The sequence below is a fragment of the Vibrio navarrensis genome (assembly GCF_000764325.1).
Classification (GTDB): domain Bacteria; phylum Pseudomonadota; class Gammaproteobacteria; order Enterobacterales; family Vibrionaceae; genus Vibrio; species Vibrio navarrensis.
On sequence record NZ_JMCG01000001.1, the window covers coordinates 1,649,804 to 1,667,687 of the forward strand.

Consider the following 17,884-nt stretch of genomic DNA (forward strand, 5'->3'; position numbering starts at 1 on the left):
TTAGCTGCAAAAGTAGTAAAGGATCAACGTACTTTAAAGCGATTGACGACCGCAGAAAGTGCCTGAGAGGTGTCATCGAGTTCATCACTGACCGAGTTAGTCTGGGCGGCATTGCTGTTTAGCTGACGAATGATTTCTTGAATGGCGGCCATGTTCTTGCTCACCTCATCGGTCACTTGGCGCTGCTCCATTGCGGAGGTAGCCACCAGTGTGTTGAGATTATTGATTTGTGCGACTGAGTCGGTCACCACATTGAGGGTATCCATCACATGATTAGTTCGTTCGGCGGTCTCTTCACAACGTGTGCGCGTCGAGCCCATTTCATTTACCACGTTTTCTGTGGTGGATTTTAGCTTGGCCAGCATCTCATTAATTTGCGCTGTACTTTGCTGAGTTCTCGCCGCTAAGGCGCGAACTTCGTCTGCGACCACGGCAAAACCACGACCTTGTTCCCCTGCGCGCGCTGCTTCGATCGCCGCGTTGAGGGCAAGCAAATTGGTTTGCTCTGCGATATCGCCAATCACTTGCAATACTGAATTGATCTGCTTGGTATCGTCACTCATCCGCGTAATGGTGTCTGACATCGACACCACTTGCGTGACCAAATCGTTCACGCTGTGCACGGCGCCCGTAACACTCTGCTTCGACTCTTCAGCGTAGCGATTGGTTCTGTCGGTCAGTTTCGCCGCTTCGTCAGCGCTTTGGGCAATGGCGCTGGCGGTCGCGCTCATCTCCTCAATCGCAGTGATGGCTTGCTCGGTTTCTTGAGTGTGCTGATTGAGCGTAGAAATATTAGAGCTGGATTGCGCGCCCAAGTTGGCTACTGCGTGGTCGATGCCTTTCGAAGAGTCGGCCACTTCGATAAACATCTGTTGCAGACGTTCAATAAACAAGTTGATCGAGTGAGAGATACGTCCGATCTCATCTTGGCTTTCAATATCAATACGTTGAGTCAGATCGCCATTGCCTTGCGAAAGACCAGCCACCACCACTTGCAAGCGGGCAAGCGGTTTGAATGACACATGCAGCAGTGGCACGCTAACCAGAATAATACCTGCGGCACACACTAACAGGGCGAGGGTGATCATCCAGTTGAGTTGGTCAGTATTGGCTTGGATGCTATCGAGATCGATGTAGCCGACCAGATCCCATTGCTGTCCGGCAAACGAGATGCTACGCACAATCGGCGTGAGATTGTTGCCGTGCTTATTGCTGAAAATGGTGCTGCCATTCGCGATCAATTCGGCGTAACTGCCTTCACTGGCGTAGTCAGTAATGACTTTGCTAAATTGGCTTAAATTAAAGACAAAGAAATCAACCGAATCATCAATGCGCTTGATAGAAAAGGTAATCATCGGTACGCCGTTATTCATGCTAACTGGGCTGACGACGGTTTCGCTAGGGTGGTTTTCTGCCAAGTCGATGTACAGCTGAGCATCCTCGTCGCTCATATTGCCTGTATCGTCAAATGCGTAGCCGTTGACGATTTTGACTATCTTGTCAAAACCCGAACTCTCTTTGGTTTCGCTGATGTCCATCATGCTGAAATTTAAACTGTTTGCCAGTGACAGTTTACCGTTTAGCTCAGCCTCAATTTTACGCTGGATAAGATCGACGTTATGGGTAATGTTTTTGCTGTCAGATTCTTCTATATAGTGGCTGATGAAGTAATTGACGCTGAAATAGGAGGTGACGATGGTTAATGTGATGATTGCGATGATCAGTGCAATGATCTTATTTTTAAAGGAAAGGTGATTCATAACACTTTAGATCCTTAAAAGTGACTAATGAAATAGGTGTCGCATTCCAGCGGCACAACAAAAGAGAAAACTGAATTTATAGTTTGGCTCAATAGTAAGACAGCCTCTATTTTGTTGCAAACAAGTTTCATTCGGTTGCAAACAGAATATCGACTGAGGCGAAAGCAAAATCCACCATTTGCTTAAAATGCCAGCAATATTGATAGGTTAAAGAACTCATTCAATGAAGTTTTACTCCGATGTTCAGGCATAAACCTCGATAAAAAAGTAACCCGTGATCAACAAAGAAGAGAGCGCCACAAAGCGTTGAATCCAGAGGCGGGCAATATATTTGGACGCCATCGCTGAAATGTAACCGCCAGCTAAGCTGCCCACCAGCACCGCTATGCCATTTAGCCAATCAATCGAACCATGCCATATAAAAATAGCCACAGCGACCAGAGAAACGCAGCTAGAAATGAGCAGCTTGAGGCCGTTCATCAGATGAATATCGTGATAACCGCAAAGGCTCAGATAGCCAAGGGCGACGATGCCTAGCCCGGCATTAAAAAAGCCTCCGTAAGCCGAGACCAGAAGTAAAAAAGCAGCAGGTAAGATTTGGCGGGTGAAGCTCGATTTTTTCGCGTGTGAACCTTGAGCAAGGCGGCGATTGATATTTGGCCCAAAGATAAACAGCAAGGTGGCGAAGAGCAGCAGCCAAGGAATCGCAGTCAGAAAGTCATTTTCTTCGGTGGTCAGCAGCAGAACGGCGCCAAGCACGCCGCCCATTAGGCTGACTAGGATGCTTCTTGGCAACACATCGCGATGACGACTCAGTTCATGGCGAAAACCCCAAGCACCACTGAGGTAACCAGCACAAGAGGCAAATGTATTGGTGGCGTTTGCGATAACAGGCGGCACGCCAACCGCCATGAGTGCTGGGAACGTAATGAAACTGCCGCCGCCCGCAATGGAGTTGAGCACACCGCCAAACACGCCAGCGAAGAAAAGTAGAAGAATATCCATGTGTTAGCTGTCCTTTTTTCTTCACCTTAGCGAAAGACAACGAGCAGTGATAGTGGACAAAAGGCAAACAGTGACTGAGTTGGCATCAATAAAAAACCGCCTCAAACGAGGCGGTCTATACATTATTTGGCGGTTTGCGCCGTTTTGTTGCCGCTTGGTTTAAGCTTTTGATACACAGTCACCCACAGTGGGCTGGTGAGCATCACCACGGCAAGTAGAGTAAACACCAGCGTGATTGGCCGTTCCCATAAGAAGCTGAGCTGACCATCGGAGATCATTAATGCACGGCGCAGGTTTTCTTCCATCAGACCGCCGAGAATAAACCCGAGCAGCAGTGGCGCCAGCGGGAAGTTGGCTAAACGCAGCGCAATCGCGCCTATGGCCACCAGTAGCATGACGAACACATCCATGGTGTTGAACGACACCAAATACACGCCCGTGATCGAGAAAAACAGGATCATCGGCAGCAATACGGTTTTAGGCACCGCAAGCAGACGTGAGATGTAAGGGATCAAAGGCAGGTTTAGTACCAACAAAACGATATTGCCAACGTACATCGAAATGATCACCGACCAAAACACATCGGGATGGTCAACAAACAGGCGCGGCCCGGGTTGAATACCGTATGCGATGAGTGCACCGAGCATGATGGCGGTGGTGCCTGAGCCAGGAATACCCAGCGTCAAAAGGGGAACAAAGGAACCACTGGAAGCGGCATTATTGGCCGATTCTGGCGCGACTAAGCCGCGCAGGCTGCCTTTGCCGAACTCCTCTTTCTTCTCTTTTGGCGCGAGATTACGCTCCATACCGTAGCTCAGGAAAGCCGCGATGGTGGCACCTGCGCCCGGCAATACACCTGTAAAGAAACCGAGCAGCGATGAGCGAATGGAAACCGGGGCTGCTTCTTTGAGCTCTTCTTTGCTGATTTTCATTGAGCCGATGTTGCTGAGTTTGTTTTGTTCTTCGCCGCGAGTGTCTTGTTCTGGCTTTAAAATGCCCATTAAGGTTTCACCGAGTGCGAATGTCGCCATGGCAAGCAGAAGGAAGCTAAAGCCATCCATCAAGTCGGTGAGGCCGAATGTAAAACGCTCAACACCGACGCCTTTATCTATGCCCACGGTTGAAAGCATCAGCCCGAGAATGGTCATCATCCAAGCTTTAAGTACTTGGCCTTTGCCCGCAAACGCTGCCACCGCAGAGAGGCCAACCAACATCAGTGCAAAATAGTCTGAAGATTGAAAACTGAGCGAGACGGTCGCGAGCGCTGGCGCGGCGATTAATAGCATGATGGCGGAGAGCGTTCCGCCGGTAAACGAAGCATACGCAGCCAGTGCTAGCGCTTTACCCGCTTGGCCTTTTTGCGCCATTGGGTAGCCATCAAAGGCCGTTACAACAGTGGAAGAACAGCCGGGAGCGTTGATCAAAATCGACGAAGTGGAGCCACCAAAAATAGCGCCATAATAGACCCCGGCCATCAAGATCATGCCTGAAGCGGGTTCGAGTCCGTAGGTGATTGGGATCATCAGCGCAATCGCCGAAATCGGGCCAAGCCCCGGCAACATACCGATGAAGGTGCCAACAAAACAGCCAACAATCACCATCAAAAGGTTCATCGGCATTACCGCCGTTGAAAGGCCTTGCAAAATTCCATCTAACATAACTTTTATCCTATAAAGCCGATTACCACAGGGTGAAGATCACGCCGGGTTCAAGGTAAACATCCAAGCCTTTGGTGAGCAGCAGATAAAACGCGATCACAAAGGGAAAAGACGCGCCAAATAAGACCTTTTTGCGACGTTCGCCAAGCAAGTAAAACCCAGCCATCAGGAAAAAACCGGTAGCGAGCACAAAGCCAAGATAAGTGAGGCCAAGTCCGTATAACGCCATGAGGACGATAAAAGCGATCAGCAGTTTCCAGTTAAAATTCACCACAGCGCCACTTTTACTGTCGGGTTGACCGGAGATCAGCAGCAACAGCGATAGCAAACTGCCGATGATGGTGAGCGCAAACGGCAAGGTACGGGCAGTGAAGGGTTCGAGTTCATCGCCCGGATAAAGCGGGATTTGATAGGCTTGATAGCCGTAGCCAAGACAGAGAAGCAAGAAAATCAGCGCGCCAACGCGGTCACGGCTGAGTAACAACTCGGTCGAGAATAGCTTATTACTTTTGAGTGAAGTGGTTGGTAAGTCCGACATAGCCAACTCCATGATTCAAGAAAGAAAAGCGCCGTAAATGAAGCGTCAATGAGAAGGATTCACTGACAAAACAGACCATACGACCTGCGAGGATTCATAAACAAAGGAGTAATCAAACACTGCCGAGGCAGCACTTCATAAACGGCAAAAGGGTGATAAGGGCAGGGGAAACCTGCCCGTCTGGATTATTTCAAAAAGCCGAGTTCGCGCATCAGGTCGCCCATCTGCTTCTCTTGCTCTTCGAGGAAGGCATAGAACTCTTTGTCTGCTTTGTAGTTGTCAATCCAACCATTGCGATCGCGTACCACCTTCCAATCTTCGGTGGTGTACATCTTGCTGAGCGCGGCATTCCACTCGTCGATCTTCTCTTGGCTCACGCCCGGTGCGGCAAAGAAACCGCGCCAGTTGGCAAAGACGGTTGGGTTGTTGTATTCAGTCAGTGTGGGAATGTTGGGCGCGGCCTCAAGGCGTTTGGGCGCTGTCACCGCTAACACCTTGACTTGGCCAGCTTTAGACATTTCCAGTACTTCGCCAAGGCCGGTTGAGAGCAACTGAGTTTCTCCAGAAAGTAGCGCCGCCATCGCTTTACCACCAGCATCATAAGCAATGTAGCGTACATCTTTTGCTTCAAAACCTTGGCCTTTAAACGCAGCGGCGGCAACAAGGTGGTCCATGGAGCCCCGTGCGGAGCCGCCAGCCACTTTCACTTTGAGAGGATTTGAGGCGAAATCTTTCACCACATCTTCCCAAGTGTTGTACTTCGAATCTGCTGACGCCACGATGGCGCCGTAGTCCGCCACGGTGGCCGCGACAGGAGTCAAATCTCGGAACGATTGCGGAAACACGCCGCTGAGCGAGCGAACAACGATCGGCGTTGAGTTGACCATCAGCGTGTCTTCTTGGCGTTTTGCCGTTTCAATCAGGTGAGCAATCGCTTTGCCACCACCGCCACCGGAAAGGTTTTGGTAGGAGACGTTGTCGACAATCTCCGCTTTCATCAGTACATCACCTGTACCGCGTGCGGTCATATCCCAGCCGCCGCCTGCACCACCTGGGATCAGAAAGTGGATCTTCTCAATATCAGCGGCAAAAGTGTTCAGAGAAAAAGTAGCGGCGATGATCGAGGCTGCCAGAGTCGGTTTGAGTGCCTTAAACATGTTTCACGTTCCTTATGTCGGCGCTTCCTCACTAAGAAGAAGCTGCTTATCGTTATGGTTTTTCCCCGCTACCACAGCATGTATGTCGCAGGAATAGAGAAAGGTTAAAAACCTGTTAACAAAATGTCTCTAATAGGAAGTTAAAAAAAATAACGGTCATAAAGTGAATTTTGTGCATAAAGTTCACGCCATCTCGTACGTTTTTGCCCAACAATAAGAACTGTCGACACTTATCCATGTTTTGTTTACGTTGAGTTGTTGCTATCGAGACTTTTCTTATCAGTGAAAATACTGCCCTTAAATATTTTAAAATAATAAAAACAATAAAATAGAGGGAAATCCTGATCTGTATTTGGCAAGTTTCTTCAATTGATTGGTGTTTTGAATATAACCATTGGGATATATACCTTAGTCTAAAGTGTCGACAATTTGCTTGATTGTCGACACTTCGATGCGCTATGTTTGCGTCAAGAGATAAAGAGTGTAGACACACAAGCGTGTCTGGAAGCGTGATGGAAATGAATGTCGAAGAGAGAGCTCACCTTAAAGTGCCAGTAAACGAGAAAGAAAATACCAAGTCAGAGACACTGACGGAGCTGTTGGTTGAAGCCATCATCAACGGCGACATGTTGCCGGGGAGTAAAATCTCCGAGCCGGAGCTGGCAAAGCATTATCAAGTGAGTCGCGGGCCTTTACGTGAAGCGATCATGCGGGTGGAGGGGCTGGGTTTGATTGAACGCGTTCCACATGTTGGCGCGCGCGTGATTACCTTCTCTCCAGAAAAACTGATTGAGCTGTACGCGGTGCGCGAAGCATTGGAGGGCATGGCAGCCCGATTGGCCGCACGTTACATCACTCAAGAAGAGTTGCTGAGTTTGGAGCTGCTGCTTGCGACCCATTCGAAACATATCGACGAAGTGGAAGGATCTTCATACTTCCATCAACACGGTGACTTTGATTTTCACTATCGGATCATCAAAGCGAGTCGCAATCGCAAGCTCATCGCTTTGCTGTGTGACGAGCTCTACCACCTGCTGCGCATGTACCGTTATCAATCACCCAGAGCTCAATCACGACCCAAAGAAGCGTTGGATGAACATAAGTATATTTTGCAGGCGATCCGTAATCGTGATGAAGAACTGGCAGAAATGCTGATGAGACGCCATATTTCAGGCAGTAGGAAACTAATTGAACAACATATTCTGCAAGATTAGAGGAAAATGTGATGAATTTATCCCCCGGGGCGAAGTTTAGACTCGCCGTCCAACAAAACGATCCGCTACAAATTGTCGGCACGATCAACCCATATTGCGCCATGATGGCGAAAAAACTCGGTCATCAGGCGATTTATCTCTCTGGCGGTGGTATCGCTAACGCCTCTTATGGCTTGCCGGATCTCGGCATCACCACACTCAACGATGTGCTGGTGGACGTGGAACGCATCACCAACGCGTGTGATCTGCCTTTATTGGTCGACATCGACACCGGTTTTGGCGGCGCGTTTAACATTGCCCGCACCATCAAGGCGATGGAAAAAGCCGGCGCAGCGGCGGTGCACATGGAAGATCAGGTGGCGCAGAAACGTTGTGGTCACCGTCCAAACAAAGCCATTGTCAGCCAACAAGAGATGGTTGACCGCGTCAAAGCGGCGGTAGATGCGCGAGACAATCCGGAGTTCGTCATCATGGCGCGTACCGATGCGCTGGCGGTGGAAGGTATGGACAGTGCGATTGAACGTGCTATTGCGTGCGTAGAAGCAGGCGCCGACATGATTTTCCCGGAAGCGATGACAGAGCTGAAGCAGTATGAGCAGTTCTCAACGGCGCTACAAGCTGCCACGGGTAAGCATGTGCCGATTCTGGCCAATATCACCGAGTTTGGCCAAACGCCGCTGTACGGCGGTGAAGAACTCGCCAAAGCGAAAGTGGATATGGTGCTTTACCCGCTGAGCGCGTTCCGCGCGATGAACAAAGCGGCCGAGATGGTGTATCGCCATCTACTGGAGGTGGGCAATCAGGAAGCACTACTGGGGCAGATGCAGACGCGCAAAGAGCTGTATGAATACCTCAACTATCATGATTACGAAGACAAGCTGGATCAGCTGTTTTCGGAAGGAAAATAGTCGATTTGGACCTTGATTCCATGAGGTCTAACGACGGAAGCCAAAGAAAAACGAAGCCCAAGAAAAATAGAATCGGAAAGAAAAACTCCCCGGCCCGACAGTCAGTCAGGCGGGGAACACCCAATAACGTGAAACCGCTGCGCCATCAAGCTCAAGCTGGCCCAATGAGGTCGATTCAATAGGATCCGAAGCGCAGCAAGAAAAGGAGTTCTACATGCCTCAGTCTTTGACAAAGAAAGCTGAATTAGGCGGAGCAGGTCTGCGTGGCCAAAGCGCTGGAAGCACAGCTTTATGTACGGTTGGTAAAACCGGAACCGGTCTGACGTATCGTGGTTATGACATCACGGATCTGGCTAATAATGCTCAATTTGAAGAAGTAGCACACCTGCTGCTCGTGGGTCATCTGCCTACTCAGGCCGAACTTGATCAATACAAAACCCGTCTGATTGGCCTGCGTGGTCTGCCTCAGCCACTGAAAGAAGTGCTGGAGCGCATTCCTGCCGATGCCCATCCGATGGATGTGATGCGGACGGGTTGTTCAATGCTGGGTAATCTGGAAACTGAACACGATTTTTCACAGCAGCTTGCCGCGACGGAACGCATGCTGGCACTGTTTCCGGCCATCATCTGTTACTGGTATCGCTTTAGCCATGATGGCGTGCGCATTGATACCGAAGACACCAGCGAAGCTTGTATCGGTGGTTATTTCCTGAAAATGCTGACTGACCAGGCGCCAAGCGATCTGTTCAAACAAGTGATGCACTGCTCGTTGATTCTGTACGCAGAGCACGAGTTCAACGCATCCACGTTCACGGCGCGCGTCTGTGCTTCTACGTTGTCTGATATTCACTCGTGCGTGACGGGCGCGATCGGTACGCTGCGCGGTCCGCTGCATGGCGGTGCGAACGAAGCGGCGATGGAGATGATCGAGAACTGGAAAACGCCGGATGAAGCGGAACAAAACATTCTGCGCATGCTGGAAAACAAAGAGAAAATCATGGGCTTTGGTCACGCGATTTACCGTGAGAGCGATCCGCGTAACGCCCTGATCAAACGCTGGTCGAAAGAATTGTCCGAAAAAGTCGGTGACACCCAACTCTATGCTGTTTCTGAGCGCGTTGAAGCGGTAATGAAACGCGAGAAGGGTTTGTTCTGTAACGCCGATTTCTTCCACGCCTCCGCTTATCACTTCATGGGTATTCCAACCAAACTCTTCACGCCAATTTTCGTGATGAGCCGTTTGACTGGCTGGGCTGCCCATGTGTACGAGCAGCGTGCGAACAACCGCATCATTCGTCCAAGTGCTGACTATGTTGGTCCGGATCATCAGCAATGGTTGCCGATTGAAAAACGCGGCTAACTCGCTCAGGAATGACCGTGCCCAATAGGCGCGGTCATCAATTTAATGCGGTTCGCCAAAGGGCGAATTTGCCTGCCACGGTTGTGAAGCCCAAACAACTTAAAGCACTGGCGACACGCTTTCTGCTTTAAGTGGCAAGGGAATAGTAATGAATCGGATGGATACTATGACCACTCAAAACGATATCAACAGCCAATACCGGAAACTGCTGCCCGGCACAAATATCAGTTATTTCGATGCCGAAGAAGCGGTCAACGAAATTGCGCCCGGTGCCTACGCGACGCTGCCTTATACCTCGCGCGTTCTGGCTGAAAACTTGGTTCGCCGCTGCGAACCCGAAGCACTGACAGACTCCCTGAAACAACTGATTGAACGCAAACGCGACCTTGATTTCCCCTGGTATCCGGCGCGCGTGGTGTGTCACGACATTCTTGGCCAAACCGCGTTGGTTGATTTGGCTGGCCTGCGCGATGCGATCGCAGAGCAGGGCGGCGATCCGGCCAAAGTGAACCCGGTGGTGGAAACGCAACTGATTGTCGACCACTCGCTTGCGGTCGAACACGCAGGTTTTGAACCGGATGCGTTTGAGAAAAATCGCGCGATTGAAGATCGCCGCAACGAAGACCGTTTTCACTTCATCGAATGGTGTAAAACCGCGTTTAAAAACGTCAGCGTGATTCCTGCCGGGAACGGCATCATGCACCAGATCAACCTGGAAAAAATGTCGCCCGTGGTGCAACTGAAAAACGGTGTAGCGTTTCCTGATACGTGTGTCGGTACCGACAGCCACACGCCGCACGTCGATTCCCTTGGCGTGATCGCGATTGGTGTTGGCGGTTTGGAAGCCGAAACCGTGATGCTTGGTCGCCCATCAATGATGCGCCTACCGGACATCGTCGGCGTGAAACTGACCGGCAAACGCAAACCGGGCATTACCGCCACTGACATCGTCTTGGCGATCACCGAATTTCTGCGTGGCGAACGCGTGGTGTCGTCTTATCTCGAATTTTTCGGTGAAGGGGCGAAACAGCTCACCATCGGCGACCGCGCGACGATTTCCAACATGACTCCGGAATATGGTGCCAGCGCGGGCATGTTCTACATTGATGAGCAGACCATCAACTACCTGAAACTGACCGGCCGCGATGCCGAACAAGTGGCGCTGGTTGAACAGTACGCCAAACAAACCGGCTTGTGGGCGGATGCGCTGGAGACGGCGCAATACGAACGCGTATTGGAGTTTGATCTCTCACAAGTAGAGCGTAACTTGGCCGGGCCTTCCAACCCGCATCGCCGTCTGCCCACCTCGCAGCTAGCGCAGCGCGGCATCGCCGGAAAGTGGGAAGAGAAAGCGGGTGAAATGCCCGATGGTGCCGTGATCATCGCCGCGATTACCTCGTGTACCAACACCAGTAACCCACGTAACGTGGTCGCGGCTGGCTTGGTGGCGAAAAAAGCCAATGAACTGGGCTTGGTGCGTAAACCGTGGGTGAAAACCTCATTTGCGCCGGGCTCGAAAGTCGCCAAATTGTATCTTGAAGAAGCCAAGCTGTTGCCTGAATTGGAAAAGTTGGGCTTTGGCATCGTGGCGTATGCGTGTACCACCTGTAATGGCATGAGTGGCGCGCTGGATCCGACCATCCAACAAGAGATCATCGATCGCGATCTGTATGCGACCGCCGTATTGTCGGGCAACCGTAACTTTGATGGTCGGATTCACCCCTACGCCAAACAGGCGTTTCTGGCCTCGCCACCGCTGGTGGTGGCTTATGCGCTGGCGGGTACGATTCGCTTTGATATCGAGCGCGACGCGCTGGGGCATGATGCCAACGGGAAGCCGATTTACCTCAACGACATCTGGCCAAGCGATGAAGAGATTGATGCGATTGTGAATCAGCACGTCAAACCGGAGCAGTTCAATCAAGTCTATATTCAAATGTTTAAACTCGATGACGCCGAGCAAAACAGCAATCCACTGTACGACTGGCGCCCAATGAGTACCTACATTCGCCGTCCGCCGTATTGGGAAGGCGCGCTGGCGGGTGAACGCACGCTTAAAGGCATGCGCCCATTGGCGGTGGTGGGTGACAACATCACCACCGATCATTTGTCGCCATCGAATGCGATTCTGGCCAGCAGCGCCGCTGGTGAATACCTGACTAAAATGGGCGTGCCGGAAGAGGACTTTAACTCCTACGCGACGCATCGCGGCGATCACCTGACGGCGCAGCGCGCAACGTTTGCCAACCCGAAACTGTTCAATGAAATGGTCAAAGAGCATGGCGACGTGGTGCAAGGCTCGCTTGCACGTATCGAACCGGACGGCAAAGTGACGCGCATGTGGGAAGCGATTGAAACCTACATGCAGCGCAAACAGCCTCTGATCATTGTGGCGGGCGCCGACTACGGCCAAGGCTCCTCGCGTGACTGGGCAGCCAAAGGCGTGCGCTTAGCGGGTGTGGAAGCGATTGTTGCCGAAGGCTTTGAGCGCATCCACCGCACCAACCTGGTCGGCATGGGTGTGTTGCCACTGCAATTCAAAGAGGGCGTGAATCGCCTCACGCTGGGACTCGATGGCACCGAACTGTACGACGTGGTGGGTGACATCAAGCCGGGCTGCGATTTGGCGCTGGTGATCACTCGTCAAAATGGCGAGAAGCTGGATGTCGCGGTGACGTGCCGTTTAGATACCGCCGATGAAGTGCATGTGTATAACGCAGGCGGTGTGCTGCAGCGTTTTGCGCAAGACTTTTTGGCGAACTGAGAAGGAGTGATGCAATGAGCAATGTCAGCACAACTTCTCCATGGACCACTGCTGAGATGCTGTCTCAGCCCCTATCTTTTCAAAACCGAGAGCCTTCTCAAACCCGAGTGCCCGCGACGTACATGCGTGGCGGCACCAGCAAAGGGGTATTTTTCCGTCTGGGCGATCTGCCGCCAGCGGCGCAGGTTGCGGGCGCGGCGCGCGATCGCTTACTCATGCGCGTGATTGGCAGCCCGGATCCGTACGGCAAACAGATTGACGGCATGGGCGGCGCCACTTCAAGCACCAGTAAAACCGTGATTGTGTCGAAAAGTGCTCAAGCGGGTCATGACGTCGATTATCTGTTTGGACAAGTGTCGATTGATAAAGCGTTTGTCGACTGGAGCGGTAACTGCGGCAATCTGTCGGCGGCGATTGGTCCGTTTGCAATTTACGCCGGATTCATTGAGCCCGAGCGCATTCCTCACAACGGCGTGGTTGCGGTGCGCGTGTGGCAGGTCAACATCAGCAAAACCATCGTCGTGCATGTGCCGATCAAAGATGGTTTGGTGCAGGAAACGGGCGAGTTTGAGCTTGATGGCGTGACATTCCCGGCGGCGGAAATTCAGGTCGATTTTATGGACCCTGCCGACGGGGAAGGCTCTATGTTCCCGACCGGAAATTTGGTCGATGATCTTGATGTTCCGGGCGTAGGCACATTTAACGCCACGTTAATCAATGCGGGCATTCCGACGATTTTTGTCGATGCCGCGTCGATTGGCTATCAGGGCACGGAGCTTCAGGATGACATCAACAACGACAGCAAAGCGCTGGCGATGTTTGAAACCATTCGTGCCTACGGCGCGCTGAAAATGGGGCTGATTCAAGACCTTAGTGAAGCGCAAACCCGTCAGCACACTCCAAAAATTGCGTTTGTCTCCAAACCGCAAACTTACACCGCATCCAGCGGCAAAACCGTTGCAGCCAGTGATGTCGATGTACTGGTACGCGCGTTGTCGATGGGCAAATTGCATCACGCCATGATGGGGACCGCTGCCGTTGCCATCGCTGCCGCGGCGTGTGTGCCAGGAACGCTGGTGAATTTGGCCGCCGGTGGCGGAGAGAAAACGTCGGTGACCTTTGGTCACCCTTCGGGAACATTAAAAGTTGGCGCCAGTGCAAGCGAAACGACGCAAGGTTGGGTGGTAGAAAAAGCCGTGATGGGTCGCAGCGCACGTATTTTGATGGAAGGTTGGGTGCGAGTGCCCGCAGAAACCATCAACCACGGCTAAGCCAGAACAATCAAGGAGAAGCACCATGTCTGCATATTTAAAGGAATATCAATGGGCAAAGGATGAGCCGCAAGCGTTCTGGAAAGCTCAAGCCCAAAACATCGACTGGTTTGAATTCCCTCAAACCATTTTGCAAAAAGACCAACACGGCATTGAGCGCTGGTTTCCGGATGGTTTACTCAACACCTCGTGGTTGGCGCTGGATTACCATTGTGAGCAGGGACGCGGCGACCAAACGGCGCTGATTTATGATTCACCGGTGACGGGCAAAAAACAGCGATACAGCTACACCGCCCTGCGGGATTGTGTCGCGCGTGTTGCGGGCATGTTGGCCGAGCAGGGCGTGACCAAAGGCGATCGCGTGATCATCTATATGCCGATGATCCCGGAAGCGGCGATGGCGATGCTGGCGTGCGCGCGTTTGGGCGCTATTCACTCGGTGGTGTTTGGCGGCTTTGCGCCAAACGAACTGGCGGTGCGTATTGAAGACGCAGAGCCAAAAGTCATTATGACGGCCTCTTGCGGTGTGGAAGTCAACAAAGTGATTCCCTATAAGCCAATGGTCGATAAAGCGATCATGGACAGTCGTTGGAAACCGGAAAAAGTGTTGGTGTATCAGCGCCCGGAGTGTCTTGCCGATTTAACCAGTGAGCGCGATCTGGAATGGAACACGCTGATTCAAAGCGCGCTGCCGCATGCGTGTGTGCCCGTGCTGGCAACGGACCCGCTTTACATTCTGTACACCTCAGGAACGACGGGCAAACCCAAAGGGGTGGTGCGTGACAACGGCGGTCATGCCGTCGCGATGAAATACTCAATGAGCTGTATTTACAACATGCCGCAAAATGGCGTGTTCTGGGCCGCATCAGATGTGGGCTGGGTAGTGGGGCATTCTTACATTGTGTATGCGCCGCTGATCCACGGCTGCACAACCATTTTGTACGAAGGCAAACCAGTACGTACGCCGGATCCAGGTGCCTTCTGGCGCGTGTGTCAGGAATACAAAGTCACTGCACTGTTCTCGGCGCCAACGGCTTTCCGAGCCATCAAGAAAGAAGATCCGAATGGCGAGTATCTTAAGCACTATGACCTGTCGAGCGTGAAAACCATCTTTATGGCGGGTGAACGTTTGGATCCGCCAACTTTAGAATGGGTCGAATCGCAAACCGACAAACCGGTCATTGACCACTGGTGGCAAACCGAAACGGGCTGGGCGATTGCCGGCAACCCAACGGGCATTGAACTGATGCCGATTAAAGCGGGTTCAGCGACTAAGCCGATTCCGGGTTATCAAGTGGAAATCCTCAATGAACTGGGCGAGGTGCTGCCGCCGAATCAGCAAGGCTTTGTGGCGTTGAAACGCCCGTTGCCACCGAGCTGTTTGCCGACTGTGTGGCGTAATCACGACCGTTTTGAGTCCGGTTATTTGTCGCAATTTCCGGGCTACTATGTCTCGGGTGATGGCGGTTATCTGGATGAAGACGGTTACCTGTTCATCATGGGCCGCATTGACGATGTAATTAACGTTGCGGGTCACCGCCTCTCGACGGGTGAAATGGAAGAGATCGTCGGCGCGCACCCAGCGGTGGCGGAATGCGCGGTGGTCGGTGTGCACGATGAACTGAAAGGGCAGTTGCCAATTGGGTTTGTGGTGCTCAAAGATGGTGTCAAAGTCGATGAACTGCAGTTAGAGCAAGAGCTTATCGGCAAAGTGCGAAACGAGATTGGTGCGGTGGCCTGCTTTAAACATGCCATCGTTGTCGAACGCTTGCCCAAAACCCGCTCGGGTAAAATATTGCGCCGCACCATTCGCCAGATCGCAGATGGTGAGCAATACGCCGTTCCCTCTACCATTGATGACCCTTCTAGTTTGAATGAAATCGAGAAAGTGCTGCATCGAGAGTGACGACGGTACAAAGACAAGAGCCAGTCCTGCCGGTACAAAGGCTGGACTGGCTTATTTCATTGCGCCACTCCAGAGCGATAACTGTCGGAGCAACAACAAATTTTCTTGCTATCCTCCTTTGCGCGCGACACACTGTCGTTTTGCAATTGATTGATCTCTCCATGAACGACTTCACCATCTCACCAGCACAGCCAAGCGACATCGACGCGCTCAATGACCTGATGTTTGCTCTGCATGACGAGCACCATCAGCAATGTCCCGAGTTTTTCAAAACTGCCGAAGAGATTGAACAAGAGAAAAGTATTGCTCGCTATCTGGATGATCCAGAGTGTTTGGTTTTTGTCGCAAAGCGAGGTGAAGAGGTGATTGGCTTTGTCAGCGGCCACTTTTGCGAGCTGATTTCGACTGTGAGCCAACCTTTGCCAATGGGCAGTGTCGACGAACTGTTTGTGGTAAATGCCTATCGCCATCAGGGCATCGCGCAAACGCTACTGCAAAAAATCGAGCAAACCTTCACTGACTATGGAGTCAGCCAAGTGTTTGTCGAAGTGTGGCATTTTAATCAGAATGCGATCGCTCTTTATCAAAAATCGGGTTTTCAGCATCATATTCATTGGCTGCGAAAAGCGCTCACCAGCGGGAAATAACGCTTCTGACAGCTCGCATTCAGCTCGGCAATTTGCTCAGTCTCCCATTGCGGGATGTTTTTCTGTTTACATGCTTAATTCTTGTCGAAAAAAATCTGACTTCCTGCCATCATGACGACAAATTTTCTTATTGTTGCTCACTAAAACATTTTGCCGAGTTTAGATGCAACGCCAGATCGACATGCAACTCAAAGGTTTTCACACGTGTTAAAACGAGCCTTCATCATCACCCTTGGCGTCTTTTCTCTTTTTTACAGCACATTTTCTGCCGCTGGATTGCCAACACCATTACCCGAAGGAATTAAAGGCGCGCTCTGCATTGTGCGTGTCGACAACAAGTTGTTGCTGGTGAATGAAATTCTGACGGGGCAGATCTCGCTGCCCGGTGGAACCATCAGCGCTGGTGAGCCGCCACATGAAGCGGCGCAAAGAGAAGTGTGGGAAGAAACTGGCCTAGTGGTGACGGTGGGGGAAGCGCTGGGCTACAGTGATACCGCGGTATTTTATGATTGTGTGTCGGACTCGCCGATCGTCGCTTACAACACTCAGCATGCGTTAGGTGGAAATACCTTACCCATTTGGTTTGCGCCGCATTATGGAGTAGAAATTGCCTCCGCGATGCTGCTTGAGCCAACTGCTCTCAAAGCGGAGCAATACCGTTTTCCCCAACAGTGGCCGCTGGTCAGCGAAATGTTTACTCGTGCCACCAATCAACCCGCCAGTTATGTGCGCGATCTCAAAGAGGCTGCGCCATCGTATCGTCAAATTGGCCTTGGTTGGTTAGCCGCTAGCCAATCTTGGGCGGCGCAATCGCAAGTGTTGTCATCCATTGCCATGGCCGTTGCACATCTGGCTTTTTATCTCACCACTCCAGCACTGCTTTTGGTGGTCATGCCGCTTATTCTCTGGCGCTTCGGACGAGATTTTACCTTGCATGCGCTGTTTGCAGTGACCGTCACTTCATTATTGGCTTTGGTTGCGCAGCAAGGCTTCGCGATGCCTCGGCCTCATGTGTATCTGCCTAGCACGGAGTTGCTTCCTCGCTCGGGTTTTAGTTTTCCCAGCGTTTCAATGGCCGTTTGGGTCTGCTTGACGTTGCTGATCACCCAGCGGGAAGGGGGAAAAGAGTGGGGCAAATGGGCGTTTGGGGCTATCGTTTTAGTCGCTTTGGGAGAGTTTTACGCGGGCGCAGAGTTTCTTTCTGATCTGTTGATTGGCGCACTATTGGGCGCTTTGGTTGCTTGGCATTTGCTTCGTTTGCAACAAAAAGCGGAGCTGGATTTGGGACAACTGTTTGCCTCTCCTTTAGTGTGGGGAGCACTTGTCGCCGTGGCTGTTGGCTTGACTTTCATCTGGCCGTTGCCGGTCTTTTCCGCTTGGCTTGCTACATTGATGTTGATGCCGCTTCTGGTGCTGATGTGGCGCAAAAAAGCGTGCAGTTTAACTCAAGCGCGTGCGTTGGTGCTGATAGTGGTGCTGCTAACGCTTAACTTGTTGCTCACTATACTGCAGAGCTATTTTTCTTCTAGCGGACTTTATTCTTATATTTTAGAAACGCTGCGCTACCCATCCTCGCTCTTGGCCGCAATGCTGCTGGTGTTGCCACTTTGCAAGGTTAGAGAAGCGTAAGCAATTTCCTGTGAGATCAAAATAAACGCCTCGACTGAGGCGTTTATTTTGGGTGACGAGTTAACTC

The 17,884-nt window shown here is 51.6% G+C and carries 12 protein-coding genes and 1 pseudogene; 8 read left to right on the top strand and 5 right to left on the bottom strand.

The window, feature by feature from the left end; genetic code table 11:
- Positions 1-23 precede the first annotated feature (23 nt).
- The 5 genes from EA26_RS07395 to EA26_RS07415 form a co-directional block, all read right to left on the bottom strand.
- The gene (locus EA26_RS07395) at positions 24-1,760 is read right to left on the bottom strand and encodes a methyl-accepting chemotaxis protein (protein WP_039426263.1); all 1,737 of its coding nucleotides are present in this window, start codon (positions 1,758-1,760) and stop codon (positions 24-26) included.
- 243 nt (positions 1,761-2,003) lie between these two features.
- Positions 2,004-2,765: a sulfite exporter TauE/SafE family protein gene (locus EA26_RS07400; protein WP_039426266.1), complete on the bottom strand. Its 762-nt coding sequence runs from the start codon at positions 2,763-2,765 to the stop codon at positions 2,004-2,006.
- Positions 2,766-2,887: 122 nt separating this feature from the next.
- The gene (locus EA26_RS07405) at positions 2,888-4,423 is read right to left on the bottom strand and encodes a tripartite tricarboxylate transporter permease (protein WP_039426269.1); all 1,536 of its coding nucleotides are present in this window, start codon (positions 4,421-4,423) and stop codon (positions 2,888-2,890) included.
- 22 nt (positions 4,424-4,445) lie between these two features.
- Positions 4,446-4,961, bottom strand: coding sequence for a tripartite tricarboxylate transporter TctB family protein (locus tag EA26_RS07410; protein WP_039426272.1), 516 nt, complete (start codon positions 4,959-4,961; stop codon positions 4,446-4,448).
- Positions 4,962-5,146: 185 nt separating this feature from the next.
- A complete protein-coding gene (locus EA26_RS07415; protein WP_039426274.1) occupies positions 5,147-6,118 on the bottom strand; it encodes a tripartite tricarboxylate transporter substrate binding protein in 972 nt (323 codons plus the stop codon).
- 518 nt (positions 6,119-6,636) lie between these two features.
- Between EA26_RS07415 and EA26_RS07420 the strand changes: the two genes are divergently transcribed.
- The 8 genes and pseudogenes from EA26_RS07420 (at position 6,637) to EA26_RS07455 (ending at position 17,817) form a co-directional block, all read left to right on the top strand.
- The gene (locus tag EA26_RS07420) at positions 6,637-7,332 is read left to right on the top strand and encodes a GntR family transcriptional regulator (RefSeq protein ID WP_039428854.1); all 696 of its coding nucleotides are present in this window, start codon (positions 6,637-6,639) and stop codon (positions 7,330-7,332) included.
- 11 nt (positions 7,333-7,343) lie between these two features.
- Positions 7,344-8,240: a methylisocitrate lyase gene (prpB, locus tag EA26_RS07425; protein WP_039426277.1), complete on the top strand. Its 897-nt coding sequence runs from the start codon at positions 7,344-7,346 to the stop codon at positions 8,238-8,240.
- Positions 8,241-8,454: 214 nt separating this feature from the next.
- Positions 8,455-9,600: a bifunctional 2-methylcitrate synthase/citrate synthase gene (gene prpC, locus EA26_RS07430; RefSeq protein WP_039426280.1), complete on the top strand. Its 1,146-nt coding sequence runs from the start codon at positions 8,455-8,457 to the stop codon at positions 9,598-9,600.
- A gap of 166 nt (positions 9,601-9,766) precedes the next feature.
- Entirely contained in the window at positions 9,767-12,364 is a 2,598-nt protein-coding gene (acnD, locus tag EA26_RS07435) for a Fe/S-dependent 2-methylisocitrate dehydratase AcnD (protein ID WP_039428856.1), read from the top strand.
- A 56-nt stretch (positions 12,365-12,420) separates the two neighbouring features.
- Positions 12,421-13,635 (top strand): 2-methylaconitate cis-trans isomerase PrpF, encoded by a 1,215-nt coding sequence (gene prpF, locus EA26_RS07440; protein WP_152593717.1) that lies wholly within the window; start codon positions 12,421-12,423, stop codon positions 13,633-13,635.
- Between the two features lie 13 nt (positions 13,636-13,648).
- Positions 13,649-15,541, top strand: a pseudogene (locus EA26_RS07445) (propionyl-CoA synthetase); the annotation flags it as partial.
- 161 nt (positions 15,542-15,702) lie between these two features.
- On the top strand, positions 15,703-16,188 hold the full coding sequence (locus tag EA26_RS07450; protein ID WP_039426287.1) for a GNAT family N-acetyltransferase: 486 nt from the start codon (positions 15,703-15,705) through the stop codon (positions 16,186-16,188).
- 204 nt (positions 16,189-16,392) lie between these two features.
- Positions 16,393-17,817 carry a bifunctional NUDIX hydrolase/phosphatase PAP2 family protein gene (locus EA26_RS07455; RefSeq protein WP_039426290.1) on the top strand — a complete coding sequence of 475 codons (1,425 nt, stop codon included), beginning with the start codon at positions 16,393-16,395 and terminating at the stop codon, positions 17,815-17,817.
- Positions 17,818-17,884: the final 67 nt, after the last annotated feature.